Genomic DNA, 26,127 nt, shown 5'->3' on the forward strand with positions numbered 1-26,127 from the left:
GCTTCGATTCTACCAACCTCTGTCTACCTTCATTTAATTATATTAACATTCCATGATTGCTATATTCTTTGTCATCAAGCTGACACAACTGCTCTTTGTAAGCACTTGAGATGCTCCTTCATCTTTTCTACTATTATTAGTAAGAAGCTTGTTTGCCAACGACCTTGTCTGGCAATAATGAAGCTTTACATACATTTTTTAATAGTGAAAGGATGTCTTATATGAAAAAACTAAGTATTTTCTTATCTATGCTGTGTCTCGCCCTTGTGCTCGCAGCATGTGGACAGAACGATAACAAAGATACAGAAGAAAGCGGCACTTCTGAACCTCAGCCATTAGAAGTTTCTCTCGATGCACCTGAAACTGCCAAAAAAGGCGAGGAACTCACTTTAAGCGCAACAGTTACACAAGGAGACGAAGCGGTTGAAGACGCAAACGAAGTAATGTTTGAAATCTGGAAAGAAGGAGACAAAGATAACAGTGAGATGGTAAAAGCCGAGCATGAAGGTGAAGGCGTCTACTCTATTAAGAAAGCAATCGAAGAAGATGGGACATACATTGTTCAATCGCACGTAACAGCACGAGACCTACACACGATGCCGAAAAACAAAGTAACAGTAGGTTCAGGGTCAGAAGAATCATCTGAGCATAGCGAAGAACACGCCCATCATGGAGACGCTGTTTCTTTCCACTTAATGAAACCAGAATCCATTAAAGCAAGCGAAAAGATTTCTTTAGTCACACACCTACAAAAAGACGATCAACCTTTAGGTGGAGCGTCTGTCCGCTTTGAAATTTCAAAAGCTGGTGAAGAAAAAGCACAATGGATAGACACTGAGGAAACAAAAGATGGCGAGTATGAAGGAACTGCTACATTCGAAGAAGCAGGAAAATACACCGTCACCATCCATGCCGAAAACGACAATGGCTTACATGAACACACTGAAGAAACAGTGACAGTCACAGAATAAAACAAATCCCCCATTTACTTTGAATGGGGGATTTCGCTTGTAGAGAAGCCTCGTTTCTTGTGCTCCCTATACAGTAGAAAATTATTATTAATATAAAGAAACTTCGTTGAGGTTCTGATTTAATGACGTCATTAATAATCTGCGGGACAGGTGAGACCCCACAGGCGAAGCCAAGGCTCACCGCCCGCCCCGCGGAAAGCGAGCATCCTGGAGCGGAAATCACCACCCAGTTGATTTCGAAACTTTATTAACAGATTGAATTTTATATCCTGATTTTCTTCACTTTACGTTTACCAACTTGAACAACCATACCATCTACAATTTCAATCACAGTAGAACTGTCCGTAACTTTTTCTTGATCAATTTTGATTCCACCATTTTTGACCATGCGTCTTGCCTCACTAGTAGAAGGCAACATTCCTAAAGCCACGACTAGAGCTGGCACACTTACTTTCTGTTCTCCACTCCACTTAAATTCCTCGATATCAGAGGGTAGCTGATTCTGCTGAAATACATTTCGGAATTGCTCTTCCGCAGTAGTAGCTGCATCCTCGCCATGAAACATTCGTACAACCGTTCTTGCTAAGTTCATTTTTGCTTCTTTAGGATGAACGGACCCTTCTTTAAGCTTCTTTCGAATCGCTACTTTTTCTTCTAGTTGTAAATCCGTAATCAGTTCGAAGTATTTCGAAATTAACTCATCAGGGATCGACATCGCTTTTCCATACATCTCTGTTGGTTTTTCTGCAATTCCAATGTAATTCCCTTTTGACTTCGACATTTTGTCTACGCCATCTAATCCTTCGAGAAGAGGCATCGTTAAGACAACTTGCTTTTCTTTTCCAAACTGTTCTTGTAAATGTCTTCCCATTAAGACGTTAAAATATTGATCGGTCCCTCCGAGCTCGATGTCACTTTCTAGATGAACGGAATCGTACCCTTGCATAAGGGGGTAAAAGAACTCATGCAGTGAAACCGGCTTACCATTCGTAATCCGTTTCTCAAAATCATCACGCTCGATTAACCGAGCGACAGTAATCTTACCTGCTAGCTCGATTACGTCTTGAAACTTCAATTCTGAAAGCCAAGCTGCATTGTAGAATAGTTCTACTTTATGACGATCGATCACTTTCCCAAATTGATCAAGATACGTTTGAGCGTTTTTCTCAACTTCTTCATCCGTAAGTTGAACTCTTGCTGAAGATTTACCTGTCGGATCACCGATCTTACCTGTGAAGTCTCCAATGATCAGCTGTACAATATGCCCATTTTCCTGAAACTGTCGCAGCTTATTTAATACGACAGTATGCCCGATATGAACATCCGGTGCTGTTGGATCAAGTCCAAGCTTAACCTTCAATGGACGTCCTGTGATGATCGACTTTGCAATCTTACGTTTCAATTCGTCTCCAGGAATGACTTCGCTCGTTCCATGAGTATAAACCGCATACTGCCTTTCCATTTCCTTTCGTTGTTCACTCGTTAACTTTTCGATCATGGTCATTCCTTTCGACCCCCTAATTTAAAATAATATAAAAAAAAGCCACGCCTCTACTTATATGTAGGGACGTGGCTAGTCACGCGGTACCACCCTGATTGAAGACAATCCTGTCTTCCGGCTCAAATACGATAACGGAATTTACCGTTTCAGACTACTAGAGAATCCGTTCGTCAGAAAAGCTCTGAGGGGTAATTCACGATTGCGCTGTACCAGTTCTCACCCACCACTGGTTCTCTGACACTACAACTCGCATGCGCTACTGTTTCCTCTTCTTCGCCTATTTTCATTGATTTTCACTAACTTTAGCTTTAAAAGAAGGGATTGTCAATTCTTTTTTTGTCACCAAATAACAAAACAGCGGTCCAAGACCGCTGTTAACATTAATTATTCAATTGCTTCAACACGACCGTTGCCATCGCATCGATAAATTCTTCTTTTGCGTTTGGCATTTCTGGCCTGTAGTAGTTTGCTCCAATATCATCTGTTACGACTTTACATTCATAGTCATTGTCAAAAAGAACCTCAAGATGATCCGCTACAAATCCAACAGGTGCATAGACAAATGATGTGTAACCATGATTTTCATGTAAATCTCTCGTTAGATCTTGAACATCAGGACCAATCCATGGATCTGGTGTATTTCCTTCACTCTGCCATCCAATCGCAACATTTTTTACTCCAGATTCCTCAACAATAAGGTCAGCCGTTTCTTTTAGCTGATCAGGATATGGATCTCCATTTGCGATGATTTTCTCTGGAAGACTGTGTGCAGAAACAATTAATACCGCTTTTTCACTTTCTTGTTCAGTCATTCCATCAAATATTGCTTTTACGCGCTTAGCCCAATAGGAAATAAACTTCGGCTCATCGTACCAGCTCTCTACAGATGTAATCGTTGGTCCACCAATTTTCTCTGCTTCTTCCTTAGCACGTCCATTATATGATTTGATACTGAACGTAGAGAAATGAGGTGCTAGTACAATGCTTACAGCTTCTTCAATTCCATCTTCATGCATTTGTTGAACGGCATCTTCAACGAATGGTTCAATATGCTTCAGGCCGATATACACTTTAAATTCAATCTCATCTTGCACTTCATTTAGATGAGCACCTAATCCATATGCTTGATCTTCAGTAATTTTTGCAAGAGGTGAAATACCACCGATCGCCTTATAGCGATCTTTTAAATCTTGAAGTTGCTCTTCAGCTGGTTTTCTTCCTCTACGAATATGTGTGTAATAACGTTCGATATCTTCTTCCTTGTATGGCGTACCGTATGCCATCACAAGTAAACCCATTGTTTTCTTTGCCATGAGTGTGTTCCCCTCTCAAATAATACGAATTAAATTCAATATCTAGTTATAATCATTATCGTCTAGTTTGAAGTATACCCTTTTTCATCAATCGATTCAAAGGGTAAACAACAATATAAATCGTAACGTTTTGTGTCGTTCATTACAAAAGGGGTCAGGCACTTGCCTGACCCCCTACATTAATTATTTTTCCATCGCTCCATTATGCTTTGTTACGATTTCACGGAGCTCTGTATCGTCTTCTTCAGTTGTTTCGAATGAAAGCATATAGCTGTAATGCTTATCATTTTGTTCAGGATCAGCGTTTTCTTCCTGCTTACCTGTTGGGGTTTCATTTGAGAAGAACAAATCGTTGTTTGCACCAGCCTCTGTATTTGACCCTTGACCAGAATCAGGGGTATCAACTGATAGGTTCTTTTCCTCATTTACTTCTTCAACTGAAACGTTATTTACAGAATAATTTTTGAGGTCTGCCTTTGCACTTTCTGCTTCATTCTCTGTTGGAAAGTAGGCTTGTAATGTTTTACTCATATCTATCGACTCCTTTTCGTTTGGCTCACTTTAATCTGATTCCCTTTTCTAAGAACAATTAATCATAGAAAAGTAAGCTAACCTATGCTTACGGTGATGGTTAATCTTGCGCACAACAACATAAACTACCGCTAGCGTTTATCCAAAGGAGGAAGATGTATGAGCAAAAACAAATTTAAGCGTCCAATAACTGAAGAACTTGGCAGGAAGACGAACATCTAATCATAGATGCCGTAATTAACAAAGACTTTTATTTGAACGTCCCGAAGAATGACTTCACCCCCAACTCCCTATCTTTCTAACAACACAGCAGCCATCGATGTAACAGGCAATAAGGATGACGATCGTTCATTCATTTCAACTCCTTTTCAAGTTTACCTTCAACATAAATTTGATTCCTACAGGGAATTAACTGATTATCTTAAAATTTTCGTAAATTAGGGGTCCTTAGTTGAATCAGCCCATGATGAGTGCTATCGTAAATTGTGATATAGCAAGCGATTTAGTACAAATTTGACCATTGTGATGGAGGTAGAATCTATGAGAATAATTGTTGCAGGTGGAGATGGTTTTTGCGGTTGGCCAACAGCGCTTTATTTATCGAAACAGGGACACGACGTGACGATTTTAGATAACATGGTTCGTCGAAAATGGGACGAAGAACTTCGCTCTAACTCACTAACCCCGATTCTGTCCTTAGAAGAACGCGTAAAACTCTGGGAAGAAAAGAGTGGCAAAAGCATTCAAATCTACGACTGCGATTTGATGCACTATGATTTTCTTAAAGAGATCTTCAAACAAGTTGCGCCTGAAGCATTCGTTCACTTTGCTGAGCAACGCTCTGCTCCATACTCTATGATCGACAGAGAACACGCTGTTTTCACTCAAACCAATAACGTCGTTGGCAATTTGAACGTACTATATGCCATCAAAGAAGTAACACCTGATTGCCATTTAATAAAATTGGGCACAATGGGCGAATACGGCCAGCCTAATATTGATATAGAAGAAGGATACATAAAGATCGAACATAAAGGACGCGAAGACGTTCTACCATTTCCAAAGCAACCAGGCTCGTTCTACCATTTATCAAAAGTCCATGATAGCCATAATATTCAATTCGCATGTAAGATTTGGGGTATTCGAGCAACTGATCTGAATCAGGGGATTGTTTATGGACTTCATACAGATGAAGCGGATATGGATGAAGGCTTAGTTAACCGCCTTGACTACGATGGCGTCTTTGGAACAGCTTTAAATCGTTTCATCATACAAGCAGCCATCGGACATAATTTAACTGTTTACGGTTCTGGCAAGCAAACAAGAGCCTTTCTTAATATACAGGATACGATTCGCTGTGTTGAAATCGCTGCTGAGAACCCTGCCGACAAAGGAGAGTTCCGTGTTTTCAATCAATTTACAGAAGAATTTTCTGTTCTTGAATTAGCCGAGAAAGTTCAACGAGTAGCAGAGTCTAAGGGGCTTGATATTTCGATCGACCATATAGAAAACCCACGTGTTGAAAAAGAAGAACACTATTATCATGCCGTAAACACAAACTTGATCGACCTGGGCCTTGAACCTTGCTTATTAACTGATGAACATATAGCGAATACACTTGAAACAGCTCTTAAATACAAAGATAGAGTTCTAAAAGAAAACGTACTTCCAAACGTTACCTGGAAGTAAGACGATGTCAAAACAAGGAGAGGTGTAACTATGAAAATTTCCATCGTAACTGAAACATTCCTCCCCTCCACAGATGGAGTCGTAACGCGATTGCGTGCTTCCATCGATTATTTAATCGATCAAGGACATGAGATCCAGGTTATTGCTCCAGATTTAGGGGTACGAAGCTATAGGAATATTCGTTTCGATGGGGTTCAGCCTCGTACCTTTTTCCTGTATAAACACCGTAAATTTGGAATGCCAACAAAACAAATCAAAACATATCTAGAAGACTTCAACCCTGATCTCGTACACGTTGTAAACCCTGCATTTATGGGGTATTCAGGAATTAAATATGGAAAAAAGCTAGGGGTACCCCTCATTGCTTCTTATCATACGCATGCTCCAAAATACGCGGATTATTACAACGTTCCATGGGCAGAGCCTCTTCTATGGTGGCATTTCCGAAGAATGCACAACAAAGCAGACTTGAACCTGTGCACGTCTCAAGCTATTTTAGAAGAACTTAATGAGCAAGACTTTTATAACGTTCATTTATGGAAGCGTGGCGTCGATACAGAACGCTTTAACCCTGAGCTACGCGAAGAGTCGATGAGGGAACGATTAACGGAAGGAAATCCTCACAAAACACTACTTTTATTTGTTGGACGTCTTGCATTCGAGAAAGAAATCGACACACTCCTCCCTATGTTAGAAGAGAAGCAAGATGCTCATCTCGCAATCGTTGGGGACGGGCCATACCGAGAGCAACTTGAAAAGAACTTCTCACACCTTACGAATGTGACGTTCACAGGGTTTATGCATGGAGAAGAACTAGCGACCGCTTATGCTTCAGCAGATGCATTCATGTTCCCTTCAACTACTGAAACACTAGGGCTTGTCATTCTAGAAGCAATGGCAAGTGGACTTCCCGTTGTCGCAGCAGAATCTGGACCGACGAACGAACAAGTGGAAGATGGTTCGACAGGTCTCCTCTACCGTTCAGGTAAAGAGGGAAACTTAACCGAAACCATTGCTCGACTTGAAAATGAGGACCTACTTCATCGAATGTCAGAACAAGCCTTTTCGCATTCACGAGCTTTCGGCTGGCATGGTCCAGCACAACAGCTTCTCGATATTTATGAGTCCTCTTTAGAACTTAAGCAAGATCATGAAGAAGGACAGCAGGCGGTCCAATAGATAGAGGTAAAAACATGAAACAGAGTCAAAAAGCCAAAGGTTCAAAGCAGGTTATAAGCTTTAGTGCGATTGGTATCATGAATGCACTTGTAGACATAGGAGCTCTTAACCTCCTCATGCTGTTATTTCCAACAGATGACCGAATCCAGCTCATTATCTACAATTCAATTGCGTATACACTGGCGATCACGAACAGTTATTTTTGGAATGCTAAGCTCACCTTTCCTTCCAAAGCTATCTACGATCGAAGACAGGTCATCTTGTTTCTGGTGCAGGCCGTTATTGCACTTGGCGTCAGCAACCTCGTTTTCTACGGCGCTCTGTTTCTGTTTGACCTTGAATGGTTGTCGATTCCAAATTATATCGAACGAAATATAGCGAAGGGATTAGCAATGTTTTTATCTTCTGCATCAAGTTTCTTTATGATGAAACATATTGTATTCCCTCGAACCCACCGTTCGCAAGAAAAACGAAGTCGCTAAGCAAACAAGCGAATCCATCAATGGATTTGCTTGTTTTTTTATTATCTACGAGAACTAGTAACAGAAGATTATACGTTTGCTACCGTCGATGAACTCAAGAAACTTCAATCCAACGAAGCCCACAACGAGAAACGCTGAGGATGATCCCCAGCGTTTTTACGAATCATTTAAAAGTGACGATTCAAACGTACTTCTCCATACGAATATCTGCCCACATCTTCCCGTCCCAATATGTAAAATCTTCTAATCGTCCAATCTCCTTATACCCTAACCGTTTATATAATTTCTGTGCCCTTGTGTTGAACTCAAACACGCCAAGTTCAATTCTCTTTAGTTCGTCTTTCTTTATTTCCTCTTCTAAATAGCTCATAGCATCAAAGCCTATGCCGTGACCACGAGCCTCATCTTCCCCAATCGTTATCCCGACCCACGCTGTTTTCGGTTCTTTCTTAAGAAGATGACCCGGGTCGACCATATAATTCATTTCACCTACCAGCTTATTATTGAAGTAAATCAAATATATATGTAGGTGATTTAAACGCTCGGTTAAATCGATCATCGTGATTTTCCTTCGTCGTTCATATTCCTCCACATTCTTATTCGGCCGTATTAACGGTACTAAAGATCGATCGTTTTCCCATCTATTATACATATCAACAAGAGCGGTTGTTGGATGTTCGATTTTACTAAACTGTATGTTCATTAGTGTCTCCTTCCTCTACATCACAAAGCTTCTTCAACTGATTCCATATCTGCTAAAGACTTTCCTGCTCAAAAAAACAGACAGCTTTCACTGCCTGTTACCTTTGTTTATGCTCAATTCTACCTAATAAGAAAGCTGCTCCAATACCGAGGAGGAATGTCATGATGCTTGCAGTCGCAATTCCAGGATCAGATTTAAACCCTGGGTAAAGAACTACGACCGAACCTGTGACAAGCCCAATCATCACCGCGTACGTTGATACCGTGTATTTATTCAACAATACTGAAATAGCTTTACCAGTTAAACTTAATCCTACTATGATCCCTGCTCCTACCGTCAAAATTAGGGGGATTTGAAATGACGATAATCCATGTATAACGGTTTGATAGGAACCGAGCAGTAACAATACGAATGAACCACTTACACCAGGCAGAATCATAGCCGTACTAGCTAACCATCCTGAAAAGAATAGGACTACATAATCCTTCAACTCCAACGTTTCTTTAACAGTCCCTGAGTCTCCTCCTTTGAAAACAATCGTAGAAGCAATCAATATCGCTGCAACTACAAGGAGCACGTAGTGAACCGGTTTAAATGACTCTTTGAACTCTACCTTTTTCAGTAGGAACGGAATAACACCAATGATCAACCCAATAAAAAAGTAAAAGGTAGGCTGTGGATAGTTATTTAAAAGCTTCTCCATCACCTTACTTACTAGAATAATTGCAAGTGCCACTCCGATCAACAAAGGAATAAAGAAACCAAGTTCCTTCTTCCAGTTCTTACTCATCAGTCCATTGATTCCGTTGATCAACCGTCTATAAATTCCAAGTACCATCGCGATTGTTCCGCCACTAACACCAGGAATCAAATCGCTGATTCCCATTAATAGCCCTCTATATATATTCTTCCATCTAAACATCTCATGGTTCTCCTTTGTGTATCTGTGTAATAGTTCCTTACCCTCCTAGCAGGCAATTGTAACCCTCACTAAGAGCAAGCTTTGGTTTTTCCTCACCATAATCGGATATCCTACACGTATCCATTCGAAATACCACACCTTTTTCTGCCTATCCCAATTGTCATGAGTTGATTAACCACCACCACATACAGTAAAGTGATAGAGGTGATTTTTGAATCTATACACTGGAGGAATTTGATGAGTGATCGAAATAAAGGCATCCTTTTGTTACTCGTTTCATCGTTCGGTTTTGCGATGATGGCAGCTTTTGTAAAGCTTTCAGGAGATCTACCAACGGTACAAAAGACGATGTTTCGAAACGCAGTCTCTGCTGTAATATCATTTGGTTTTGTGATGTTCTACAAAGAACGGTTATTTGGTAAGAAAGAAAACCAGAAATTCTTACTCCTCCGTTCAGCACTTGGGACGTTAGGAATCCTTTTCTATTTTTATGCGATCGACCATCTCGTTCTATCTGACGCAGATATGCTGAACAAGCTTAGTCCCTTTCTGCTCATAATTTTTTCTGCATTATTCCTAAAAGAGCGTGCTAGAACGTTTCAGGTCGTGGCGATTATCATTGCATTCATTGGTACCTTATTAATTATTAAACCGCAGTTTTCTATTGAAACGATTCCGTATATCTCGGGCTTATTATCTGCGATATTTGCTGCAGGAGCGTATACTGTGCTTCGCGTCCTCGGGCAAAAGGAAAAGTTTTATACAGTTGTCTTTTACTTTTCATTCTTCTCAACGGTTGTATTACTCCCGTTTGTCATTATGTTCTATGAACCGATGGCAACGAAGCAGCTCATCTACCTACTTCTTGCAGGAGTCTTTGCAACACTAGGTCAGTTCGGAATCACGATGGCATATAAATTTGCCCCAGCACGGGAGATCTCGATCTTCTTTTATTCCACCGTCGTTTATTCAGCACTGATCAGTATCATCCTATTTGGACAAGTTCCTGGTCTTCTAAGTATACTTGGATATATTATTATCTTCTCAGCTTCGTTCTACATGTTTTTACGAAATAATCATGAAGCAAAAATCGAAAAAAAAGCATCACGAACCTCCAATTAAAGAAATGGCAGCGTCTTTTCAGACGCTGCCATTTTTGCTGTCATTATCTAACTTATCTTCTCCCCAATTTCCGCTATCGATTCGTTGAAACGAGGATGGCCTGGTTTTCATGATATAGGTGATCGCATCGTACTGATTTCCTTTGGACTGAACGGTTTGAATGACTCTCTCATAAAGATTAGCTGTCCTCCCTACTTGAAACCCTTCAAGCACATCAATACGTGAAAGAATCGTATCGTTCACTTTATAGATTTCTCCATATACAACACTTTCACTTGATTCAAACATCGCAGGGTAACCTGCGCCAGTGTCATACAATTCTCCGCTCGTCCAACTATACTCTTCAAGTAACGTGGCTCCTTCAATTACATGATGATTGCTTTCACCTTTTCTTAACGTTCCATACACAAAAACAACATGCATGAAAATCCCCCTCCTATAAATAAAGCCCGCCTAACGAGGGCGGACTTTGGACCTTATTAGAAAATACGCTTCAACGCTTTCTTCAGCGGCGGCATGTCGATTTCCTGCTCCTTAAAAGCTTTCTTCAACATGTATTTTGAATAACTTGATATTTGCTCATACGTTACTTTCCCAGGAAGAGGTGCTTGATCTTCTATCACGATATCTACAATAGCAGGCTTAGTAGATTTAGCCGCTCTTTCAAGAGCTGGTAACAGTTCCTCATGTTTCTCAACACGGTATCCTTCTCCTCCTGCTGTATGCGCGAAGGCCGCGAAATCAAAGTCTTTTAATTCTGTTTCATAATCAAGGTTTCCTATTGCTTGCTGCTCGTATTTAATCATACCGAGTCGTTCATTGTTGAAAATAACGACCATCATGGGCAACTGATATTTTACAGCAGTTAAGAAGTCCTGCATAACCATGGAGAAGCCTCCATCCCCACAAATCGCTACGGCCTGACGCTCAGGATGAGCAATTTTTGCTGCAATCGCACCAGGCAAACCGCATCCCATCGTTGCCATCCACGAGGAGAGAATGAACTTCTGATTCGTTACCCGGAAGTGTCTCGCTGTCCAAACCGTGACATTACCTACATCCACTGATAAGACAGCATCGTCATCAACAACTTTCTGTAGTTCGGGCATAATTTCTTGAGGTTTAATCGGTGTTGATCGCTCGGCTTCAATTTTTTCTAAATGAGACCACCAGTTCTTCATATTCTCCTGACACTTTTCAATAAAGTCTCTATCTTCTTGGTACTGACTATGTTCAGCTAAATAAGAAAGCGTCCACTTCGCATCCCCAATCAATCCTACCGTCACAGGATATCGTTTTCCAATTTGCGTCGGCTCGATATCAAGCTGGATGGCCTTCGCATCATCCGGTAGATAATCGCGGTATGGGAACGAAGTACCGACCATAATGAGAAGGTCTGTTTCTTCCATCGCTTCATACGCTGGTTTTGTCCCAATCTGACCGAGCTGTCCTAAGTTGTATGGATGAACATCTGGAATTGTCCCCTTCCCTGGCAGGCTAAGGATAACCGGAGCAGCTACTTTCTCAGCGAACTGTAAAAGTTCTTCTCTCGAATGCTTCGCACCTTTACCTGCTAAGATTACAGGCCTTTTTGCATCGTTTACTAGCTGCAGTGCTTCTTGCAAATTCGAAGTATCGGGATGAACCACCGCTTTCGATCGAATAAGTGACGTATTCTTAACCTTTTGTTTCACCTTTTCAGCTGCAAGGTCATCTGGAATTGTAAGGACGGCTACCCCTTTCTTTTCAACTGCTGTACGAATCGCCTGATTTGTTAAATCAGGTAATGATTCTGCTGATTGAACGCGCTTATTAAAAACAGACACATCGTCAAACATCCGCTCAAGATTCACTTCCTGAAACTGATCTGTACCTACTTGTGTACTGTCGACTTGCCCCGCGATTACAAGAACGGGCACTCCATCAGCTTTCGCATCATAAAGACCATTAAGAAGATGGATCGCACCTGGTCCTGCAATCGATAAGCAAACGCCTATCTTACCAGTTATTTTGGCATATGAAGCAGCTGATAGCGCTCCAACTTCTTCATGACGAACCTGAATGAATTTCATTCGATCCTCTGAAGATCGAAGATTATCTACAAAATGGTTGATCGAATCACCCGGAAGTCCATAAACATGATCGACTCCCCAATCGGATAGTGTATCGACAAGGATCTCTCCTGTACTTTTATCAAACATTTCTCTTCCTCCTCCGTATCATTTCATAAAGTCTCATCTTCCCTTTCACTGCTCATACGAAACTTTTTTACTACATAAGATGGTTCTATTGTTTAATATCCCTCAATAAAGTGAATTGTATAGAATAGGATACGAAATTTCTTATTGGGAGGCTCCCGTATGAAACATCTCGTTTTTTATGACGCTGAATGTCCTTTTTGTTTTAATGTGAAGAAGATTCTTCAAAAGCTTGACTGGAGAGGACAAGTTGAATGGATTGCTGTACAAGAAGTAGAAAACAATCCAGAAGCTTATCCTTACATGCAATATCGCCACGATCTTATGTATGATGAAATACATATGCTGACGGCATCTGGCCGACTATACTCAGGCTTTTCTACAGTCAGAAGGCTATTTCTTGCATTGCCGATTACCATTCCATTGAGCTTGTTTCTCTATTTACCTTTTCTCGATCGAATCGGCTCCCCATTATATAAATGGTTTTCAACTCATCGCTACGAATGGTTTGGTCGTTATCCTGAACCTGTTTATGATTGATTTCATAAGCAGGTTTTTTTCTATTGTTCTCGAAGTAGTTTGATGAACGATGAAAATCTTCACAAAGGAGAACCTTCATGAGCGAGAAATGGTTAGAATGGGCAAAGGAATTACAATCGATTGCTCAAGCAGGATTAACGTATACGAAAGATCCATACGATTACGAGCGCTACTTGGAACTGCGTAAACTAAGTACAGAAATTATGAACACCTACACAGAATATGACATGCATACGATTGAGAACTTATTCGCGAACGAGACAGGCTATCAGACGCCGAAAGTCGACATTCGTGCTGCAGTCTTTCAACACGGTGAACTTTTACTCGTTCAAGAAAAAGAAGATGGGAAATGGTCACTCCCTGGAGGCTGGGGTGATGTAGGGTATACACCAGCAGAAGTAGCGGTGAAAGAGGTTCAGGAAGAAACAGGCTATATCGTGAAGGTAGTAAGGCTTCTTGCTGTTCTCGATAAGTCAAAGCATCCTCATCCCCCTTCTCCATACCATACATACAAAATTATTTTTCAATGCGAAATCGTTGGTGGAAATCCATCTACCAGCATCGAAACAAGCGCAAGTGGATTTTTCAATAGAACTAATCTTCCGCCCCTCTCAACAGGCAGAACGACAACATCTCAGATTGCCCTTTTATTCGATTTCCTGCATGAACCATCAAAACCTGTCGTCTACGATTAACGAGTTCATTTACAAAAAGGAGTATAACAATGATCACGCCATACGAGCACGGAATTCTACTACTACGAAACAAGTTACTTCACGAAAGAAACTGGCGCAGTGATAACTGTTATAAGTTTATCTATTCGCATAAAGGAAAAGGTCGCTATGCGACTCAAAGAGGCGACATTTCGATCAATAAAGGACAATTCTACCTCTTTAATCCTAACGAATCCCATCAGCAGTTAGAGGTCACAAACGAGAAGTTCTTAATCGAGCTTGATGTTTCGCTTTTTCGAAACGTAATACAGGATCTATACACGGAGAAAAAACTACCTGAATTTGCGGGCATAAACTATTATCATCCTCAAATTGAACGGTGGGCTTCGTTTGTAAGAGAGACGATACAGGATGCTACTTCAGAAGAAGCAACATATTTCCTAGAACACAGTGTTCCTCAACTTGTGCTTTTACTAATGAAACACGGCCCAGGTTCACATCAAACACAGCTTTCCTATCACTCTTCTCCTTCTCTTGATCGAGCAATCGAAGCGATCAGAGACGATTATTCAGCGAATTGGACTCTAGATGAACTCGCCACACTATGCGGTTTATCAAAATATCAGTTTGCCCACGCTTTTAAGGAAGCCTATGGCATTGCACCTTATTCTTGGTTACAGCTATATCGAATCATGCGGAGTCAGGAAGCGCTCTATTTTTCAGATCGCTCGATCTTACAGATTGCCTTAGAATCAGGCTTTACGAACCTTTCTTCCTATAATAAGCTATTTAAGAAACTCTATGGTCGAACGCCGTCTCAATTTCGCCTTAACCGTTACTAAGTAACCAACACTCGCAGTAACCATAAGACAGCCACTTCCTATCATTAGCGATTGAATCGGCACAAAAGCTGCGAGAGCTCCAAACAATACAAGTGACAGCGTGTTAGCAAGATAAAGAAGGACGGCATTCGTACTAAATCCTCTCCCTAGCATCTCTTCTGGCACAATCGTTTGAAGGATGTAGACCCTAGCTAACCCGGCGATTGGAATACCGATTCCAACTAGAATCGCTCCGATTACGAAATGCTCCACTTCATATAAAATTCCATAGTAGAGAACTCCACCTCCCCATAATAATGAACCGATCATATAAGTAACTAAACTCATCCGTTTAAAGAGAAAGGGAATAAAAACATTAGCAGTAATGACAGTTGCACCGAACACACCCTGAATCAAACTAAATACTTCTTCACTCTTTGGCGTTAACTCTGATAATGCAAGTAGCAGTCCCACTTCCCAAACCCATGTATTCAGAAAAACAATCATAAAGGTAAACAAAAACAAGTTTCGAATAGACGCATGCGTGCCTGCCCACTTACTAAAAACACCAATCGCACGTAGTGCCTTTTTAACTGATTTCTCACTAGACTTCTTCGCTTCCTTTACATTCACTTTCATTAAACAAAATGAGCTAATAGCATATGTTAGTGCATCAATCGTAAAGAAATGCACAGCTCCATAAGAAGTAAGAAGCCATATCGCAATAAACGGACTAAGTACAGTAACGCCTCTCCCGAGAGTATCATTTAAACTATTAACGACCGTCCTCTGATCCTCTGCTGTAATAAGAGGTAGAAGTGCCCGATGAGCTGGGTTAAAAAAACACCCGGTCGTTTGAATCAGAAAACTGATCGAAAGTAAGTAGAAGTAATGCAATCCGTCCAGGTAGTAAAGAAGAACAACTGATCCCACAAGGGGCACCCTCAGTAAATCTAGCGCGATCACCATCTTTTTCTTCTGCACCCAATCAGCAATTACTCCCCCAACTAAACCGAAAATAAGATATGGTACTGTTTCAGCTATGGCCATTCCTGTCGTTAACGCTTTCGAACCAGTTAAGTCATAGGCAAGGAACAAGAAAGCCATTCCCGATAACACATCACCTAATTTCGAAACCCCTCCTCCTAGTAAATAAAAACGAATCGTCTTATTTTGAAAAACAGCTTTATACAAACAAACACCCCCTTCTTCAGCATAGTGAATAGGGGGTGTTCTTTCTTATCTTATCTTGCTATCATTCACAGCAAGATTTTATTTAACAATGGACCACTTTTCTTCCAAACTCACGTTTTGAGATGTGAGCCAGTCTTTCAATGCCCTATCTTCTTCACGAACAACGACTTCTTCCAATTGAACGTCGATATTCTCTATTGAACCTTGCTGCTCTGTGCGTTCATAAATGCCGTCGTGGGTATTGGTCATAAATTCTTCATATGACGCAAGGTCCTCCCAAGCAGCAGCAATCATTGCCACGTTCTCACGCCCCTGCATCCAACCTCCAATTTGAGCGATGAACCCCGTACAGTTCGCTAGAGCTTTCCATTGTTCCTGACCAGCTGAAAATACTTCTTCTCGCCCATCCTTAACGGTGCATACTATTTTTTTCACAAGCATAGCTTTTAACCCTCTCTAATTCTTCATATGTTCCGGATGTCTAAAACAATTCATTGTATGATCATTCAATATCCCTACAGCCTGCATGAAACTATAAATAATAACTGGACCTACAAATGTAAACCCTCGTTTCTTCAAATCTTTGCTGACCTTTTTACTTAACTCTGACTGCGCAGGAACCTCTTCATCAGAACGCCACCTGTTAATGATCGGCTCACCTTCTACGTATTTCCATATGTAAGACGAGAAGCTTCCAAATTCCTCTTGAATACGAAGAAATGCATTAGCATTTTTTACTGCACCTCGAACTTTAAGCTTGTTTCGAATAATCCCGTCGTTAGATAACAACTCTTGAATTTTGTCTTCACTATAGGAGGCAACTGCTTTTACATCGAAATTGTCAAAAGCTTCTCGGTAGCTTTCCCTCCGCTTCAAAATCGTGATCCAGCTCAATCCGGCCTGAGCGCCTTCCAATATCAGCATTTCGAAAAGTTTATCATCATCAAAAACCGGAATTCCCCACTCAAAATCATGGTAATCGATATAGATCTTCTCATCTGACACCCATCCACATCTACTCATTCTCTCTCTCCTTTCCATCTACCTCGTACCTATACTTTACCTTATAGCTCATACAAACAAAACTAACACCCAAAACAACAAAAACGCATGATACCATGCGTCTTCAGTAGTTAATATCATTTCGTTCGATCATTGCGCTAATAAACCCTTTGTGCGTAAGTAGTTCACTAATTGATGGACACAGTCTGGAACGCTATGGAGTGCTGTGTATAGCGTGAGGTCTGGTGATTGCGGCGCTTCATATGGAGCACTTATACCCGTGAACTCTTTTATTTCTCCTGTTCGTACCTTTTCATAAAGACCTTTTGGGTCTCTTTTCTCACATTCTTCTATCGGGCAATCGATATACACTTCAATAAATTCATCTGCTCCAACAAGATTTTTGACCATTTCTCGGTCAGTTTGATAAGGAGAAATGAATGCGGTTAGAACGACAGTGCCGCTTTCAACAAAAAGTTTCGCAACTTCACCAACTCGTCTTATGTTCTCTTTACGATCTTTCTCTTGAAAACCTAAATCAGCATTTAAACCGTGCCGTAAGTTATCGCCATCCAACAGGAATGTAGAAAGCCCTCTTGAATGCAATGCCTTTTCGAGTTCATTAGCGATCGTTGACTTTCCGGATCCTGAAAGCCCAGTGAACCATACAATATAGCTTTTATGTTCATGCAAAAGCTGACGATCTTTCTTTTGTATGGAATGACTTTGCCAATGGATATTTTTATCCATCCTTACCCTCCTTTCTAGTGACAAATCGGAAGCACTTGCCCACCAGATGTCATTATCATAATCAAGACTCCTTCATTCCTTCTATCAATACATCAATAACTTCTCTCCTACTAAACTCAGCAGGAGGCGTAATCCCTTTTCGTAACATTTCTCTTACTTTTGTACCTGAAAGAATGAGCTTGTCGCCTTCATCATGTGGGCATGTTTTGTAGGTTGCAATCGCACAACAAACGTTACAATAAAAGGCATGTTCAAAGAAAAGCAGCTCGATCCCAATTTCTTCTTTTGTGAAGTTACCAAAGATCTCTTGTGCTTCATATGTTCCGTAATAGTCACCCACTCCAGCATGGTCCCGACCTACGATGAAATGTGAGCAGCCATAATTTTTGCGTACAATCGCATGAAAGACAGCTTCTTTTGGTCCTGCGTATCGCATGGCCGCAGGAAAACAAGAGAGAAGCGTTCGATTGGTTGGATAGTATTTCTTAAGAAGAACTTCATAGCTCTGCATACGCAAATCAGCCGGCACGTCGCCCGCCTTGGTTTCCCCAACCAATGGATGAAGAAGTAATCCATCTACCATCTCCAGTGCGCATTTCTGAATATACTCATGCGCGCGATGAACAGGATTTCTTGTTTGAAATCCTACAACCGTCTTCCAGCCTAGCTCCGTGATCTTCGATCGAACTTCAGCTGGTGTTAGTTGATAATCCATGAATTGAAGCTCCGGCAATTTGATCAGAGTAACTGGTCCACTTACGTAAATGTTTGATTGTTTCATAAGTCGAGCTACGCCAGGATGTTTTTCATCACGAGTGTTATAGACCGCTTGCGCTTCATTTTCAAGGTTTATCTCATACGTCTCCTCAACTTCCAACACCCCGTAAATGTCTTCGTTATGAATAAGCTTTACTTTCGTTCCACTAGAAAGCTCTGCTCTTAATTCTTTCTTTATTGGAAGAACAATTGGTAGACTCCACACTGTGCCGTCTTTCAATTTCATCGTTTCTAACACACTCATGTAATCATCACGGCTCATAAACCCCTGCAGAGGACTGAACGCGCCGATGCCAATACAGTACAAGTTGGAAAGAGACACGCCGTCTAGTTCTACTTCTAGCGAAATCGAACGATGATCAAAATCTGGTTCATACCGGCTTATCAATTTACCTCCATGTGGTTCAATCATCTTTTTTCACGCCCTTGCTTTTAATCAATATAGTTTACTGTATGTAATGAGCAAGAATATGAAAGGGACAAACTCCTATGAAAAGAGGTGTATTTTAAAATTGATCGGTTTTTTTCTCCGAACGATTAAAAACGATAACGAAAACAAAAAAACCTGCCCATTATTGGACAGGTTTCTCATCATTTATTTGATACTTTGTTTTTTTCTCGAGTTTCCTTACTTCCTTCATAAGCTCTTTATAACCTAATCTTGTTAATTCAAAATCTTCGTTAACCATTGCATGCTCTTTCAGTGTTTCTCTCTTTTGCTCAGGAATATCTTGAGAGACCTCTTGTAACCTTGCATTTAACTCAAGGAAAGAACTAGATTCGATTTCATGTACCCCAATCAATTCAGCAACAAGCTTCATATCGGGCGTTTCTTTAATAAACAAGTTCTTCTTTTCATTCACAACTTGCTGAATTTTGTCTTTCAGGACAAGAAGCTCCTGTTTAATACGGTTGCTGTCTGTTTCTTTTTGTCTCAATTGTTCACGGTACGTAGCTTTTTCTAGCTCATCTAAATCAGCTTTTGTGAGAAGTTCTTCGAAAAGCTGCGTTTTGTCACTATTAATTCTTTCTAATTCACGTTCCTTCTCCGCCTCCACTGTCTCATCACGCTTAGGGCGATCCCATTCGAAAGATAGCTGAGCTTCTGAATCAACTTCTTCCTTTTTATCGATTTCTTTCCCTTTAAGTACGCGATCAAAATCTTGAATCTTTTTCACAACATATAACGACACACCTACGCTAAGGCATGTGAGGAAAAGTCTAAACAAAAATGGAGAAAAAGCCACTGTGTATAAAAGTAGAATAAATCCTATTATCGAGAGTACGGTTAGTGCTTTTTCCTTGCCTGTTTTTGCTTCAAGGGGTTGATCTAACGTACTGAGAAAATTCTTCATGGATGTTAACATCCTTACATTTCACCTCTCTACTCTTTTGTCATTCTCTTTGAGAACGAAAAGTACCCGGATTGCATAGATTCCGGGTATAAAACTATTCGAGCGATACTTATTCTTTATGAGGATCATTGCTAATTTAGTAGAATAACTGTGGTTCTTTTTAAATACACATAAGGACAAGGGTAGCATAGATGGAAGGGAGATAATTCTATTGGAATCGTTTATCGTTCAATGTTTGAGTTGGTTGCTTACGCTTGGCTATCCTGGTATCGCAATTGCTTTGATGGTAGAAGTAATTCCTAGCGAACTTGTTCTTGCATACGGCGGATATATGGTTTCTAAAGGACATATTCATTTTACCGGAGCAGTTGTTGCAGGAATCATTGGTGGAACGATCGCTCAGCTTTTCTTATACTGGCTAGGAAGATACGGCGGACGTTCTTTTCTCGAAAAGTACGGAAAATACATAATGATTTCAAAGAAACATATGGACCTTGCAGAGAAATGGTTTGAACACAACGGTGTAAGCGTGATCTTCACCGCTCGGTTCATACCTATTGTGAGGCACGCGATTTCCATACCAGCAGGCATTGCAAAAATGTCGCTCATTCGTTTCACACTTTATACGATGCTCGCAATGATTCCGTGGTCCATTTTGTTTCTATATATCGGATTGAAGCTCGGAAAGAACTGGCAACATATTCACACTGCTGCGAAAATTTATACGCTACCGCTTAGTATAGGTGCTGGCTTTTTCCTAGTTTGTTATTGTCTTTTATTAGTTTGGAAGAAACGAAACCACGCTTAATGTTCACGCACCCATTCATCAACTGAAATAGCGTAAATAAGGGAGTTTCTCCATCCATCTTGAATAAGAAGGTGGTTTTCTATCTCACCTTCAAGGTTCATCCCGATCTTTTCTAGCACTCTACTTGAACCTATATTCCTCTCGTCACATGTACCTGTCACACGATGGAGACCAAGGTCTTTGAATGAGAAAGAAAGAAGCATGCTTGCTACTTCGGTAGCAACCCCTTTCCCCCACCATTCGGGATTAATAATGTAAGAGATTTCACCTGTGCGCATAAGAGGATCGCGAATATTCACTTCACATGCACCGATAACTTTATTAGTGTTCGTAATGGCATAGGCAAATCGCGTTCTTGGGGTTTTCTTCGATGCAAGGATGATGTCATCTACATATGCTTTCGAATCAGCAACAGAATTAGGTCCCCACGGCTGAAACTTGCACACTTCCTCAAGAGAGGCATATTCATGAACTGCTTCCCAATCCTCTGAACGGAATTCTCTTAGTCTAATAGATCTCATATCCCTACTCCTCTTACGTCAGTCTTTTAAGTAAATAATACAAGGTGTGACCTTCTGGGTGATCGTCTACTTTTCCGCATACTTCATACCCTTCGCTTAAATAAAAACCTGGAGCTTGAAAGCTAAATGTATCTAATAACATTAAAAGGCAGCCTTTCTCCTTCGCATAGGATTCGATTTTTCGTAATAGCTCGCGCCCAAGACCGCTCCCTCTTACCTCTTCATCCACCCACTAAAAATCGATGTGAAGATTACGCCAGAACATCGTTCCGGTTATTCCTCCAATGAGGTCATTCCCTTTACGACTAACAAACGTCACCGATTCTAGTGGTGTCTTCACAGAATCAGGAAGTTTAGACATGTTATATTGAATCAGTTTATCCTTCACTTCTTTACTCGCTTCATCTTGTCTGATAATCATATTGTCTGCCCTTCCGTCATTTAAGATTTCGTATTGTTTCTTTTAATGGCGTTTTATTATCCTTCTCATATTCCACAGAGACCTCAAACGTCCCTTCCTCAAAAAACTTTGGTAGCCTCCGTTTAAACCAACTTTGCATAGGAAAATCCATTACCTTTTGACGGGAGACCCATTTTAATTCTCCTTCTGGAGGATGTGCTAATAACTCACCCGTGTACGTTCTTACTAAATAATTAAATACGATGTACCGGTACTTATCTTCTCGGATAATGAATTCGTCTATCCCTTTAAAAATCAGGTCAGATTCGTTAACGACCAAACCAGTTTCTTCAAACAGCTCCCTTGCCGCACCTTCAGCGAAGCTTTCGGTCATCTCGATCTTTCCACCTGCTCCAATATAACCTGGAAACCCCGCTTCTTCAGGACGATTTAATAAAAGGATCTTATCAGTTTTCTCATTATGCACAACTACCATAGACAACAACGTCGCTTGTATCGTCTCCATCAAACTCTCCTATCTTTCTCTATTATGCTGTCAGTATATACCAAACTAGATATGGAACCTATAGATTAGAAGATTTTTTTTGAATGATTTAGGGTATCACTGTAATAGAAGAAGGAGGCGTTCGAATGTTAAAAGAAAAAGACTACAAAAAACGTAAGGTGACGGATACTAGATTAATGAACTGGTCTGTAAAAAACACGAAAGAAGAAGAGTTTCAAGATTCACAAGTGGCTATTGTAGAATGCACATGTACAAATTCCGATGGCGATGAACTTCAAACGGTTAAAACCTTAGAAATCAATCCAGAACATGAATCATGGGAAGATTGGATGAATGAATTGAAAGAAGAGAGGTTCGAAATCATTCAATGTCCAACATGCAAAATCTGGACGATCGATTCTAAGGCATAAAAAAGCCCCTCGATTGAGGGGCCTGGACAATTATGCTTTTAGATTCGTTAATTCATTTGACACAAACTCCATTAACCCTTTTATCGTGGATTCTGAGAAGTCGAAGCGAATGCCAGCTGCTTCATAGACTGCTGAAAGGGAAACAGAACTACCAAGAGATAACGCACGATTGTAGTTCTTTAACGTTTGCTCTGGATTCTCTCGGTATTGACGGTACATCTGAATAGCCCCGAGCTGTGCAATCACATATTCGATATAATAGAATGGCACTTCGAAAATATGAAGCGTCATCAGCCATTTATTTTTGATCCACTCTTCTTGATCACTTCGATCAACATATGAAGAATCATAAGTCTCTGAAATCTCCATAAACTTTTCGTTGCGCTCTTCGCTTGTATGATTAGGGTTTTCATACATCCAGTGTTGGAACTGATCAATAACTATTCCACTTGGTAAAAAGTGTATGATTCCTTCTAATTGTTCCTTTTTTGCGCGATATAAATCGTCGCTATCTTTATACATGATATCCCAATAATCCATCGTGAGGAGTTCCATCGTCATACTCGCAAGCTCAGATGACTCCATCGGCGTATCACGGTAATTTGATAGCATTTGATTACGCTTAAAGTCATTGTGAATACAGTGCCCCATCTCATGAAGAAGGGTTACAAAGTCATCCTGAGAGCTCGTGATATTCATGAAGATGAAAGAGAGTTCAGACACAGGAAGGTATTCACAGAATCCTCCTTGAGCTTTTCCTTTCCGGCTTTCCAAATCTAGTGCGCTTTTCTCATTCATCTCTAACAACAGGTCAGAAAAACGGTTGGAAAGCTTCATAAAGATTTCTGACGTTCCTTTTACGAGTTCATCTGTATTATCAAAAGGCTTTAAAGGTTTCTTTCCCGCTGGCACTGCTTTAAGATCCCATGGCTTGTAATCACTAATTCCAAGCTCATTTTGATGCGCTTTTTGCAGCTCTTCTTTTAATGGTACAACGTGCTTTCTGACAGCTTCAGCTAAATCCTTACAGTCCTCTGGCGTATAATCGAAGCGCTCGTATCTCTTAAACATATAATCGCGGTAGTTCTCTACATTCACATTGTCTGCTTTACGTTGACGAAGCTGAATCAACTGATCCATAATGTCTTGCAGATCGTTCTTCTTTGTTAGGAGTGTTGTAAAAACCTCGTTCATAGCTGTCTTACGGACTTCTCTATCCGATTCTTGCATGAGAAGCCCCATCTCACTCAGCGTCTTTTCTTCGCCCTGATACATGAAAGAAAGTGAGCCTGTGTGTTCAAAGTACTTGTTAACAAGCTTATCTTCTTCTATTTCAAGATCAATATTCTTTTCGTTGAAGAGCTCGATTGCATTTTCCTTACTCAATAAAAACTGCTTATAATAATCGTGATCAAGCTCTAACCGATAAGGGGAGTCTTGAAACTTCTTATCGAAAAGCCCTTCATAACGTTTGATGATCGGTTCTATGTATTCTTGATCATATTCAATCTTCTTTTTCGCTTCTTCACTGCTACTATAGCATTGGAAATCAATATAATGGCCGTTTAATCCCTCAGCTATTTCATCCATCAACGTTGACAGACGCAATACCCATTTCTCAAGCTCATCTACTGACGCAATATTTTCTTGTAACAGCTTATCAAAACGTTCTTCTAATTGGTCGGGCTTTGTAAAATCAAACCGTTCTACATAAAAAGTACTCAATCTGTCTCCCCCTCTGCAATTCCGTATTATCGCACCTACTAGTTTACCACAGAAAATTCTGACAGTATATGACAGCCTTAGGCAAAAAAAACGGGACCCCATCCCATGGATGGGTTCCCTCCTGTGTGGAAATCGAAGCTGCCCATCCAGGGACGGGGCTTCATTAATGCTCGTACCCGGATAATCGTGAGACCTAACGTCCAATTCACTAGAAATATTATCCTTTTTAACTAGAATACGTCTCCTCTTTTCTCCTCATGACATAGTGAACCGTTCCATTCCCTAGCATGACGCCACATACAATGAGTACAAAACCTAATACTTGTGGAAGACCGATCTTCTCACCTAGGAAAATCGCTGAACCGATTAAAGCAAAAAACGGTGTTAAATTATTAAACATCGCTACTTCGCCCGGACCTATATGAGAAATCGCTTTGTTATAAAACATATGACCTAATCCTGTAGCAAAGATTGCTGATGCAGCGAAAACACTCCATATTGGCCACTGCGATTGTGAAAGACTGTTCATACCACTTGGCTCAATGACGTAGCCTATCAAAAATAACGTGGAAGAACCTATTAGAAGCATCCATCCTGTCATGAGGCGTGAACCCAATGTTTCCGTGCCTTTCTTGATAAAAATGAAGCTGATCGCCTGAGCAACTACCGATAAGAAGACAAGTAAGTCACCTCCCGACACGGCCCCTGTCCCCGAATAACCGCTTAGAACCACAAACGAAACACCGACAAGGGCGAGAAAGATACCTGCACCCTTTGAGAATGTCATTTTGTCTTTTAAGAACAGCACTGCAAACAGGGCCGTCATTAATGGGACAAGCCCCAAGATTAGCCCTGCATTTGAAGCGGTTGTGCGCGTGAGACCTACCGCAAGAAAGGAATGGTGACAAACGACTCCCGTAATCGCTCCTCCACCTATATATGCTGCTTCTTTTCGAGAGATCTTTCTACTATCTTTTCCAATGAGAACGACAGCGAGAACGACTAAGCCAGCAGCGAAAATTCGTATCGACTGAATCATTACCGGTGTAAACGTATTAACCAGCAACTTGATCGCAACAACATTAAATCCCCATATAACCATGAGTAAAAGCAGCCCACCGTATAATACGAAATTCTTCAAGTTATTCCTTCTTTCTACTATCAATTACCTCCAGGTATTAGCAATCGATCAAATGAATATCGTCCCCAACTTTAATTATTCCCGTCTCTACAACACGTAAATAGATGCCAAACTGATTGCGGTGGTGTTTCACAACTCTTTTCAGCAAATCGGGTTGCCTTGAGCCACTTTCAGGGTCCACCGTAATAATCATGCATCGTTCACATGGACCTGTAACGTCAACTTTGACATTTTCTCCAATTTGAAGCGTTTTACCTATCCATTCCTGTTCTACAAACGCTTCTTGATTCGTTAACGCAATCTGCAAATTAGGGCGAAACCTTCGATCGTCGACTTCTCTTCCCCACGCTTCCGCTAAGGCATTAAGGGAAGCGTCAGTAACCAATAAGAGGTTTGCCTCTTCAATTGCTCCAACAGGCACATGCTCTGGATGATAAGAGATGCGTTTAAGCTTTTTGCCAGAACGTTCTTCGATTTCTTCAAGCCACTCTTCATCAGACCAATTAGAGGTTCCTCCTGACATCGTTGTCACGATCGGCTCTGGAAAAGACTCCAGCGAATCAGGCCCACTAAAGACAGCGGTATATGTGACCATATCAGGAAATTGCGTAATCGTTAAGAAAGATTCGTTCTCATCAAGAAGAGCGTGGCTTCGGTCACCATACAACCCGTAGTTCATCACTTTCGTTTCATTCACTCTTTGCCCGCGCATCGACTTGACCGGATGCCGAGTTATCTCTGAAATCATACCTACGTGCATTGTGATATCCTCCTTGGACTTTTCCTTTTCTACTTTGTTCTTCAGTATACCCATCTCGATGAACGATGATCGTTTACTATTTAATTAGTATAAACATTACTAGATTTGAATA

The 26,127-nt window shown here is 40.8% G+C and carries 28 protein-coding genes, 1 pseudogene and 1 other annotated feature; of the genes and pseudogenes, 10 read left to right on the plus strand and 19 right to left on the minus strand.

Annotation, left to right across the window (positions count from 1 at the left end; translation table 11 throughout):
• Nucleotides 1–221: 221 nt before the first annotated feature.
• Nucleotides 222–971 (plus strand): FixH family protein, encoded by a 750-nt coding sequence (locus SJY16_RS17100; RefSeq protein ID WP_377891077.1) that lies wholly within the window; start codon nucleotides 222–224, stop codon nucleotides 969–971.
• A 262-nt stretch (nucleotides 972–1,233) separates the two neighbouring features.
• Here SJY16_RS17100 and tyrS read toward each other — a convergent pair whose 3' ends face one another.
• The 3 genes from tyrS to SJY16_RS17115 all read right to left on the minus strand — a co-directional run bounded on the left by tyrS (nucleotide 1,234) and on the right by SJY16_RS17115 (nucleotide 4,316).
• Complete coding sequence (gene tyrS, locus SJY16_RS17105) at nucleotides 1,234–2,475, minus strand: tyrosine--tRNA ligase (RefSeq protein ID WP_377891079.1); 1,242 nt, start codon at nucleotides 2,473–2,475, stop codon at nucleotides 1,234–1,236.
• A gap of 56 nt (nucleotides 2,476–2,531) precedes the next feature.
• Nucleotides 2,532–2,755: a binding site (T-box leader), on the minus strand.
• Between the two features lie 97 nt (nucleotides 2,756–2,852).
• Nucleotides 2,853–3,785: a ferrochelatase gene (gene hemH / locus SJY16_RS17110; RefSeq protein WP_377891081.1), complete on the minus strand. Its 933-nt coding sequence runs from the start codon at nucleotides 3,783–3,785 to the stop codon at nucleotides 2,853–2,855.
• Between the two features lie 183 nt (nucleotides 3,786–3,968).
• Nucleotides 3,969–4,316, minus strand: a complete 348-nt coding sequence (locus tag SJY16_RS17115) for a hypothetical protein (protein ID WP_377891083.1) — start codon at nucleotides 4,314–4,316, stop codon at nucleotides 3,969–3,971.
• Nucleotides 4,317–4,856: 540 nt separating this feature from the next.
• On the opposite strand from SJY16_RS17115, the gene SJY16_RS17120 reads away from it, so the two are divergent.
• The 3 genes from SJY16_RS17120 to SJY16_RS17130 are packed head-to-tail and all read left to right on the plus strand — an operon-like array spanning nucleotide 4,857 to nucleotide 7,666.
• Nucleotides 4,857–6,005, plus strand: a complete 1,149-nt coding sequence (locus SJY16_RS17120; RefSeq protein ID WP_377891085.1) for an NAD-dependent epimerase/dehydratase family protein — start codon at nucleotides 4,857–4,859, stop codon at nucleotides 6,003–6,005.
• A gap of 30 nt (nucleotides 6,006–6,035) precedes the next feature.
• On the plus strand, nucleotides 6,036–7,184 hold the full coding sequence (locus SJY16_RS17125; RefSeq protein WP_377891086.1) for a glycosyltransferase family 4 protein: 1,149 nt from the start codon (nucleotides 6,036–6,038) through the stop codon (nucleotides 7,182–7,184).
• Nucleotides 7,185–7,198: 14 nt separating this feature from the next.
• Entirely contained in the window at nucleotides 7,199–7,666 is a 468-nt protein-coding gene (locus tag SJY16_RS17130) for a GtrA family protein (RefSeq protein WP_377891088.1), read from the plus strand.
• A 181-nt stretch (nucleotides 7,667–7,847) separates the two neighbouring features.
• Here SJY16_RS17130 and SJY16_RS17135 read toward each other — a convergent pair whose 3' ends face one another.
• Nucleotides 7,848–8,369: a GNAT family N-acetyltransferase gene (locus tag SJY16_RS17135; protein WP_377891090.1), complete on the minus strand. Its 522-nt coding sequence runs from the start codon at nucleotides 8,367–8,369 to the stop codon at nucleotides 7,848–7,850.
• A gap of 97 nt (nucleotides 8,370–8,466) precedes the next feature.
• Complete coding sequence (locus SJY16_RS17140; protein WP_377891092.1) at nucleotides 8,467–9,291, minus strand: DUF368 domain-containing protein; 825 nt, start codon at nucleotides 9,289–9,291, stop codon at nucleotides 8,467–8,469.
• Nucleotides 9,292–9,528: 237 nt separating this feature from the next.
• On the opposite strand from SJY16_RS17140, the gene SJY16_RS17145 reads away from it, so the two are divergent.
• The gene (locus SJY16_RS17145) at nucleotides 9,529–10,413 is read left to right on the plus strand and encodes a DMT family transporter (protein WP_377891093.1); all 885 of its coding nucleotides are present in this window, start codon (nucleotides 9,529–9,531) and stop codon (nucleotides 10,411–10,413) included.
• An 18-nt stretch (nucleotides 10,414–10,431) separates the two neighbouring features.
• Here the strand turns inward: SJY16_RS17145 and SJY16_RS17150 are convergent, their stop codons facing one another.
• Nucleotides 10,432–10,836, minus strand: coding sequence for a gamma-glutamylcyclotransferase family protein (locus tag SJY16_RS17150; RefSeq protein WP_377891095.1), 405 nt, complete (start codon nucleotides 10,834–10,836; stop codon nucleotides 10,432–10,434).
• Nucleotides 10,837–10,892: 56 nt separating this feature from the next.
• On the minus strand, nucleotides 10,893–12,614 hold the full coding sequence (locus SJY16_RS17155; RefSeq protein WP_377891096.1) for a pyruvate oxidase: 1,722 nt from the start codon (nucleotides 12,612–12,614) through the stop codon (nucleotides 10,893–10,895).
• Nucleotides 12,615–12,773: 159 nt separating this feature from the next.
• Here SJY16_RS17155 and SJY16_RS17160 point away from each other — a divergent pair, with 159 nt between their 5' ends.
• From SJY16_RS17160 to SJY16_RS17170, 3 genes are all read left to right on the plus strand, one after another.
• Nucleotides 12,774–13,151: a thiol-disulfide oxidoreductase DCC family protein gene (locus tag SJY16_RS17160; protein WP_377891097.1), complete on the plus strand. Its 378-nt coding sequence runs from the start codon at nucleotides 12,774–12,776 to the stop codon at nucleotides 13,149–13,151.
• A 77-nt stretch (nucleotides 13,152–13,228) separates the two neighbouring features.
• Complete coding sequence (locus SJY16_RS17165) at nucleotides 13,229–13,846, plus strand: NUDIX hydrolase (RefSeq protein ID WP_377891098.1); 618 nt, start codon at nucleotides 13,229–13,231, stop codon at nucleotides 13,844–13,846.
• A gap of 29 nt (nucleotides 13,847–13,875) precedes the next feature.
• Nucleotides 13,876–14,667 (plus strand): AraC family transcriptional regulator, encoded by a 792-nt coding sequence (locus tag SJY16_RS17170; RefSeq protein WP_377891100.1) that lies wholly within the window; start codon nucleotides 13,876–13,878, stop codon nucleotides 14,665–14,667.
• Here the strand turns inward: SJY16_RS17170 and SJY16_RS17175 are convergent.
• The 6 genes from SJY16_RS17175 to SJY16_RS17200 form a co-directional block, all read right to left on the minus strand.
• Complete coding sequence (locus SJY16_RS17175) at nucleotides 14,611–15,840, minus strand: MFS transporter (RefSeq protein ID WP_377891102.1); 1,230 nt, start codon at nucleotides 15,838–15,840, stop codon at nucleotides 14,611–14,613. The two genes, SJY16_RS17170 and SJY16_RS17175, sit on opposite strands and share 57 nt — an antisense overlap.
• Before the next feature lie 78 nt (nucleotides 15,841–15,918).
• The gene (locus SJY16_RS17180; protein WP_377891104.1) at nucleotides 15,919–16,281 is read right to left on the minus strand and encodes a YdbC family protein; all 363 of its coding nucleotides are present in this window, start codon (nucleotides 16,279–16,281) and stop codon (nucleotides 15,919–15,921) included.
• A 15-nt stretch (nucleotides 16,282–16,296) separates the two neighbouring features.
• Nucleotides 16,297–16,863 carry a DNA-3-methyladenine glycosylase I gene (locus tag SJY16_RS17185; RefSeq protein WP_377891105.1) on the minus strand — a complete coding sequence of 189 codons (567 nt, stop codon included), beginning with the start codon at nucleotides 16,861–16,863 and terminating at the stop codon, nucleotides 16,297–16,299.
• Nucleotides 16,864–16,992: 129 nt separating this feature from the next.
• Complete coding sequence (cysC, locus tag SJY16_RS17190; protein WP_377891107.1) at nucleotides 16,993–17,592, minus strand: adenylyl-sulfate kinase; 600 nt, start codon at nucleotides 17,590–17,592, stop codon at nucleotides 16,993–16,995.
• 61 nt (nucleotides 17,593–17,653) lie between these two features.
• Nucleotides 17,654–18,781, minus strand: coding sequence for a sulfate adenylyltransferase (gene sat, locus SJY16_RS17195; protein WP_377891109.1), 1,128 nt, complete (start codon nucleotides 18,779–18,781; stop codon nucleotides 17,654–17,656).
• A 160-nt stretch (nucleotides 18,782–18,941) separates the two neighbouring features.
• Nucleotides 18,942–19,724 carry a hypothetical protein gene (locus tag SJY16_RS17200; protein WP_377891111.1) on the minus strand — a complete coding sequence of 261 codons (783 nt, stop codon included), beginning with the start codon at nucleotides 19,722–19,724 and terminating at the stop codon, nucleotides 18,942–18,944.
• A gap of 211 nt (nucleotides 19,725–19,935) precedes the next feature.
• Between SJY16_RS17200 and uptA the strand changes: the two genes are divergently transcribed.
• The gene (uptA, locus tag SJY16_RS17205; RefSeq protein ID WP_377891113.1) at nucleotides 19,936–20,532 is read left to right on the plus strand and encodes an undecaprenyl phosphate transporter UptA; all 597 of its coding nucleotides are present in this window, start codon (nucleotides 19,936–19,938) and stop codon (nucleotides 20,530–20,532) included.
• On the opposite strand, the gene SJY16_RS17210 is transcribed toward uptA, so the two are convergent.
• The 3 genes and pseudogenes from SJY16_RS17210 to SJY16_RS17220 all read right to left on the minus strand — a co-directional run bounded on the left by SJY16_RS17210 (nucleotide 20,529) and on the right by SJY16_RS17220 (nucleotide 21,979).
• Nucleotides 20,529–21,053: a GNAT family N-acetyltransferase gene (locus SJY16_RS17210; protein WP_377891114.1), complete on the minus strand. Its 525-nt coding sequence runs from the start codon at nucleotides 21,051–21,053 to the stop codon at nucleotides 20,529–20,531. The two genes, uptA and SJY16_RS17210, sit on opposite strands and share 4 nt — an antisense overlap.
• A 13-nt stretch (nucleotides 21,054–21,066) precedes the next feature.
• A pseudogene (locus tag SJY16_RS17215) lies at nucleotides 21,067–21,474 on the minus strand (GNAT family N-acetyltransferase).
• 16 nt (nucleotides 21,475–21,490) lie between these two features.
• On the minus strand, nucleotides 21,491–21,979 hold the full coding sequence (locus SJY16_RS17220) for an NUDIX domain-containing protein (protein ID WP_377891116.1): 489 nt from the start codon (nucleotides 21,977–21,979) through the stop codon (nucleotides 21,491–21,493).
• Nucleotides 21,980–22,104: 125 nt separating this feature from the next.
• Between SJY16_RS17220 and SJY16_RS17225 the strand changes: the two genes are divergently transcribed.
• Nucleotides 22,105–22,389: a hypothetical protein gene (locus SJY16_RS17225; protein ID WP_377891118.1), complete on the plus strand. Its 285-nt coding sequence runs from the start codon at nucleotides 22,105–22,107 to the stop codon at nucleotides 22,387–22,389.
• Nucleotides 22,390–22,419: 30 nt separating this feature from the next.
• On the opposite strand, the gene SJY16_RS17230 is transcribed toward SJY16_RS17225, so the two are convergent.
• From SJY16_RS17230 to SJY16_RS17240, 3 genes are all read right to left on the minus strand, one after another.
• Entirely contained in the window at nucleotides 22,420–24,114 is a 1,695-nt protein-coding gene (locus SJY16_RS17230) for a M3 family oligoendopeptidase (protein ID WP_377891120.1), read from the minus strand.
• A 226-nt stretch (nucleotides 24,115–24,340) separates the two neighbouring features.
• The gene (locus tag SJY16_RS17235; protein WP_377891122.1) at nucleotides 24,341–25,255 is read right to left on the minus strand and encodes a DMT family transporter; all 915 of its coding nucleotides are present in this window, start codon (nucleotides 25,253–25,255) and stop codon (nucleotides 24,341–24,343) included.
• A 37-nt stretch (nucleotides 25,256–25,292) separates the two neighbouring features.
• A complete protein-coding gene (locus SJY16_RS17240; RefSeq protein WP_377891124.1) occupies nucleotides 25,293–26,015 on the minus strand; it encodes an MOSC domain-containing protein in 723 nt (240 codons plus the stop codon).
• Between the last annotated feature and the right edge of the window lie 112 nt (nucleotides 26,016–26,127).

Source organism: Alkalihalobacillus sp. R86527 (assembly GCF_042466185.1).
Classification (GTDB): Bacteria; Bacillota; Bacilli; order Bacillales; family Guptibacillaceae; genus Guptibacillus.

What these genes read in the sequence shown, in the direction of transcription:
- SJY16_RS17100 (WP_377891077.1), top strand. Translation starts at nt 222, where the DNA reads ATGAAAAAACTAAGTATTTTCTTATCTATGCTGTGTCTCGCCCTTGTG.
- tyrS (WP_377891079.1), bottom strand. Translation starts at nt 2,475, where the DNA reads ATGACCATGATCGAAAAGTTAACGAGTGAACAACGAAAGGAAATGGAA.
- hemH (WP_377891081.1), bottom strand. Translation starts at nt 3,785, where the DNA reads ATGGCAAAGAAAACAATGGGTTTACTTGTGATGGCATACGGTACGCCA.
- SJY16_RS17115 (WP_377891083.1), bottom strand. Translation starts at nt 4,316, where the DNA reads ATGAGTAAAACATTACAAGCCTACTTTCCAACAGAGAATGAAGCAGAA.
- SJY16_RS17120 (WP_377891085.1), top strand. Translation starts at nt 4,857, where the DNA reads ATGAGAATAATTGTTGCAGGTGGAGATGGTTTTTGCGGTTGGCCAACA.
- SJY16_RS17125 (WP_377891086.1), top strand. Translation starts at nt 6,036, where the DNA reads ATGAAAATTTCCATCGTAACTGAAACATTCCTCCCCTCCACAGATGGA.
- SJY16_RS17130 (WP_377891088.1), top strand. Translation starts at nt 7,199, where the DNA reads ATGAAACAGAGTCAAAAAGCCAAAGGTTCAAAGCAGGTTATAAGCTTT.
- SJY16_RS17135 (WP_377891090.1), bottom strand. Translation starts at nt 8,369, where the DNA reads ATGAACATACAGTTTAGTAAAATCGAACATCCAACAACCGCTCTTGTT.
- SJY16_RS17140 (WP_377891092.1), bottom strand. Translation starts at nt 9,291, where the DNA reads ATGTTTAGATGGAAGAATATATATAGAGGGCTATTAATGGGAATCAGC.
- SJY16_RS17145 (WP_377891093.1), top strand. Translation starts at nt 9,529, where the DNA reads ATGAGTGATCGAAATAAAGGCATCCTTTTGTTACTCGTTTCATCGTTC.
- SJY16_RS17150 (WP_377891095.1), bottom strand. Translation starts at nt 10,836, where the DNA reads ATGCATGTTGTTTTTGTGTATGGAACGTTAAGAAAAGGTGAAAGCAAT.
- SJY16_RS17155 (WP_377891096.1), bottom strand. Translation starts at nt 12,614, where the DNA reads ATGTTTGATAAAAGTACAGGAGAGATCCTTGTCGATACACTATCCGAT.
- SJY16_RS17160 (WP_377891097.1), top strand. Translation starts at nt 12,774, where the DNA reads ATGAAACATCTCGTTTTTTATGACGCTGAATGTCCTTTTTGTTTTAAT.
- SJY16_RS17165 (WP_377891098.1), top strand. Translation starts at nt 13,229, where the DNA reads ATGAGCGAGAAATGGTTAGAATGGGCAAAGGAATTACAATCGATTGCT.
- SJY16_RS17170 (WP_377891100.1), top strand. Translation starts at nt 13,876, where the DNA reads ATGATCACGCCATACGAGCACGGAATTCTACTACTACGAAACAAGTTA.
- SJY16_RS17180 (WP_377891104.1), bottom strand. Translation starts at nt 16,281, where the DNA reads ATGCTTGTGAAAAAAATAGTATGCACCGTTAAGGATGGGCGAGAAGAA.
- SJY16_RS17185 (WP_377891105.1), bottom strand. Translation starts at nt 16,863, where the DNA reads ATGAGTAGATGTGGATGGGTGTCAGATGAGAAGATCTATATCGATTAC.
- cysC (WP_377891107.1), bottom strand. Translation starts at nt 17,592, where the DNA reads ATGGATAAAAATATCCATTGGCAAAGTCATTCCATACAAAAGAAAGAT.
- sat (WP_377891109.1), bottom strand. Translation starts at nt 18,781, where the DNA reads ATGATTGAACCACATGGAGGTAAATTGATAAGCCGGTATGAACCAGAT.
- SJY16_RS17200 (WP_377891111.1), bottom strand. Translation starts at nt 19,724, where the DNA reads ATGAAGAATTTTCTCAGTACGTTAGATCAACCCCTTGAAGCAAAAACA.
- SJY16_RS17210 (WP_377891114.1), bottom strand. Translation starts at nt 21,053, where the DNA reads ATGAGATCTATTAGACTAAGAGAATTCCGTTCAGAGGATTGGGAAGCA.
- SJY16_RS17220 (WP_377891116.1), bottom strand. Translation starts at nt 21,979, where the DNA reads ATGGAGACGATACAAGCGACGTTGTTGTCTATGGTAGTTGTGCATAAT.
- SJY16_RS17225 (WP_377891118.1), top strand. Translation starts at nt 22,105, where the DNA reads ATGTTAAAAGAAAAAGACTACAAAAAACGTAAGGTGACGGATACTAGA.
- SJY16_RS17240 (WP_377891124.1), bottom strand. Translation starts at nt 26,015, where the DNA reads ATGCACGTAGGTATGATTTCAGAGATAACTCGGCATCCGGTCAAGTCG.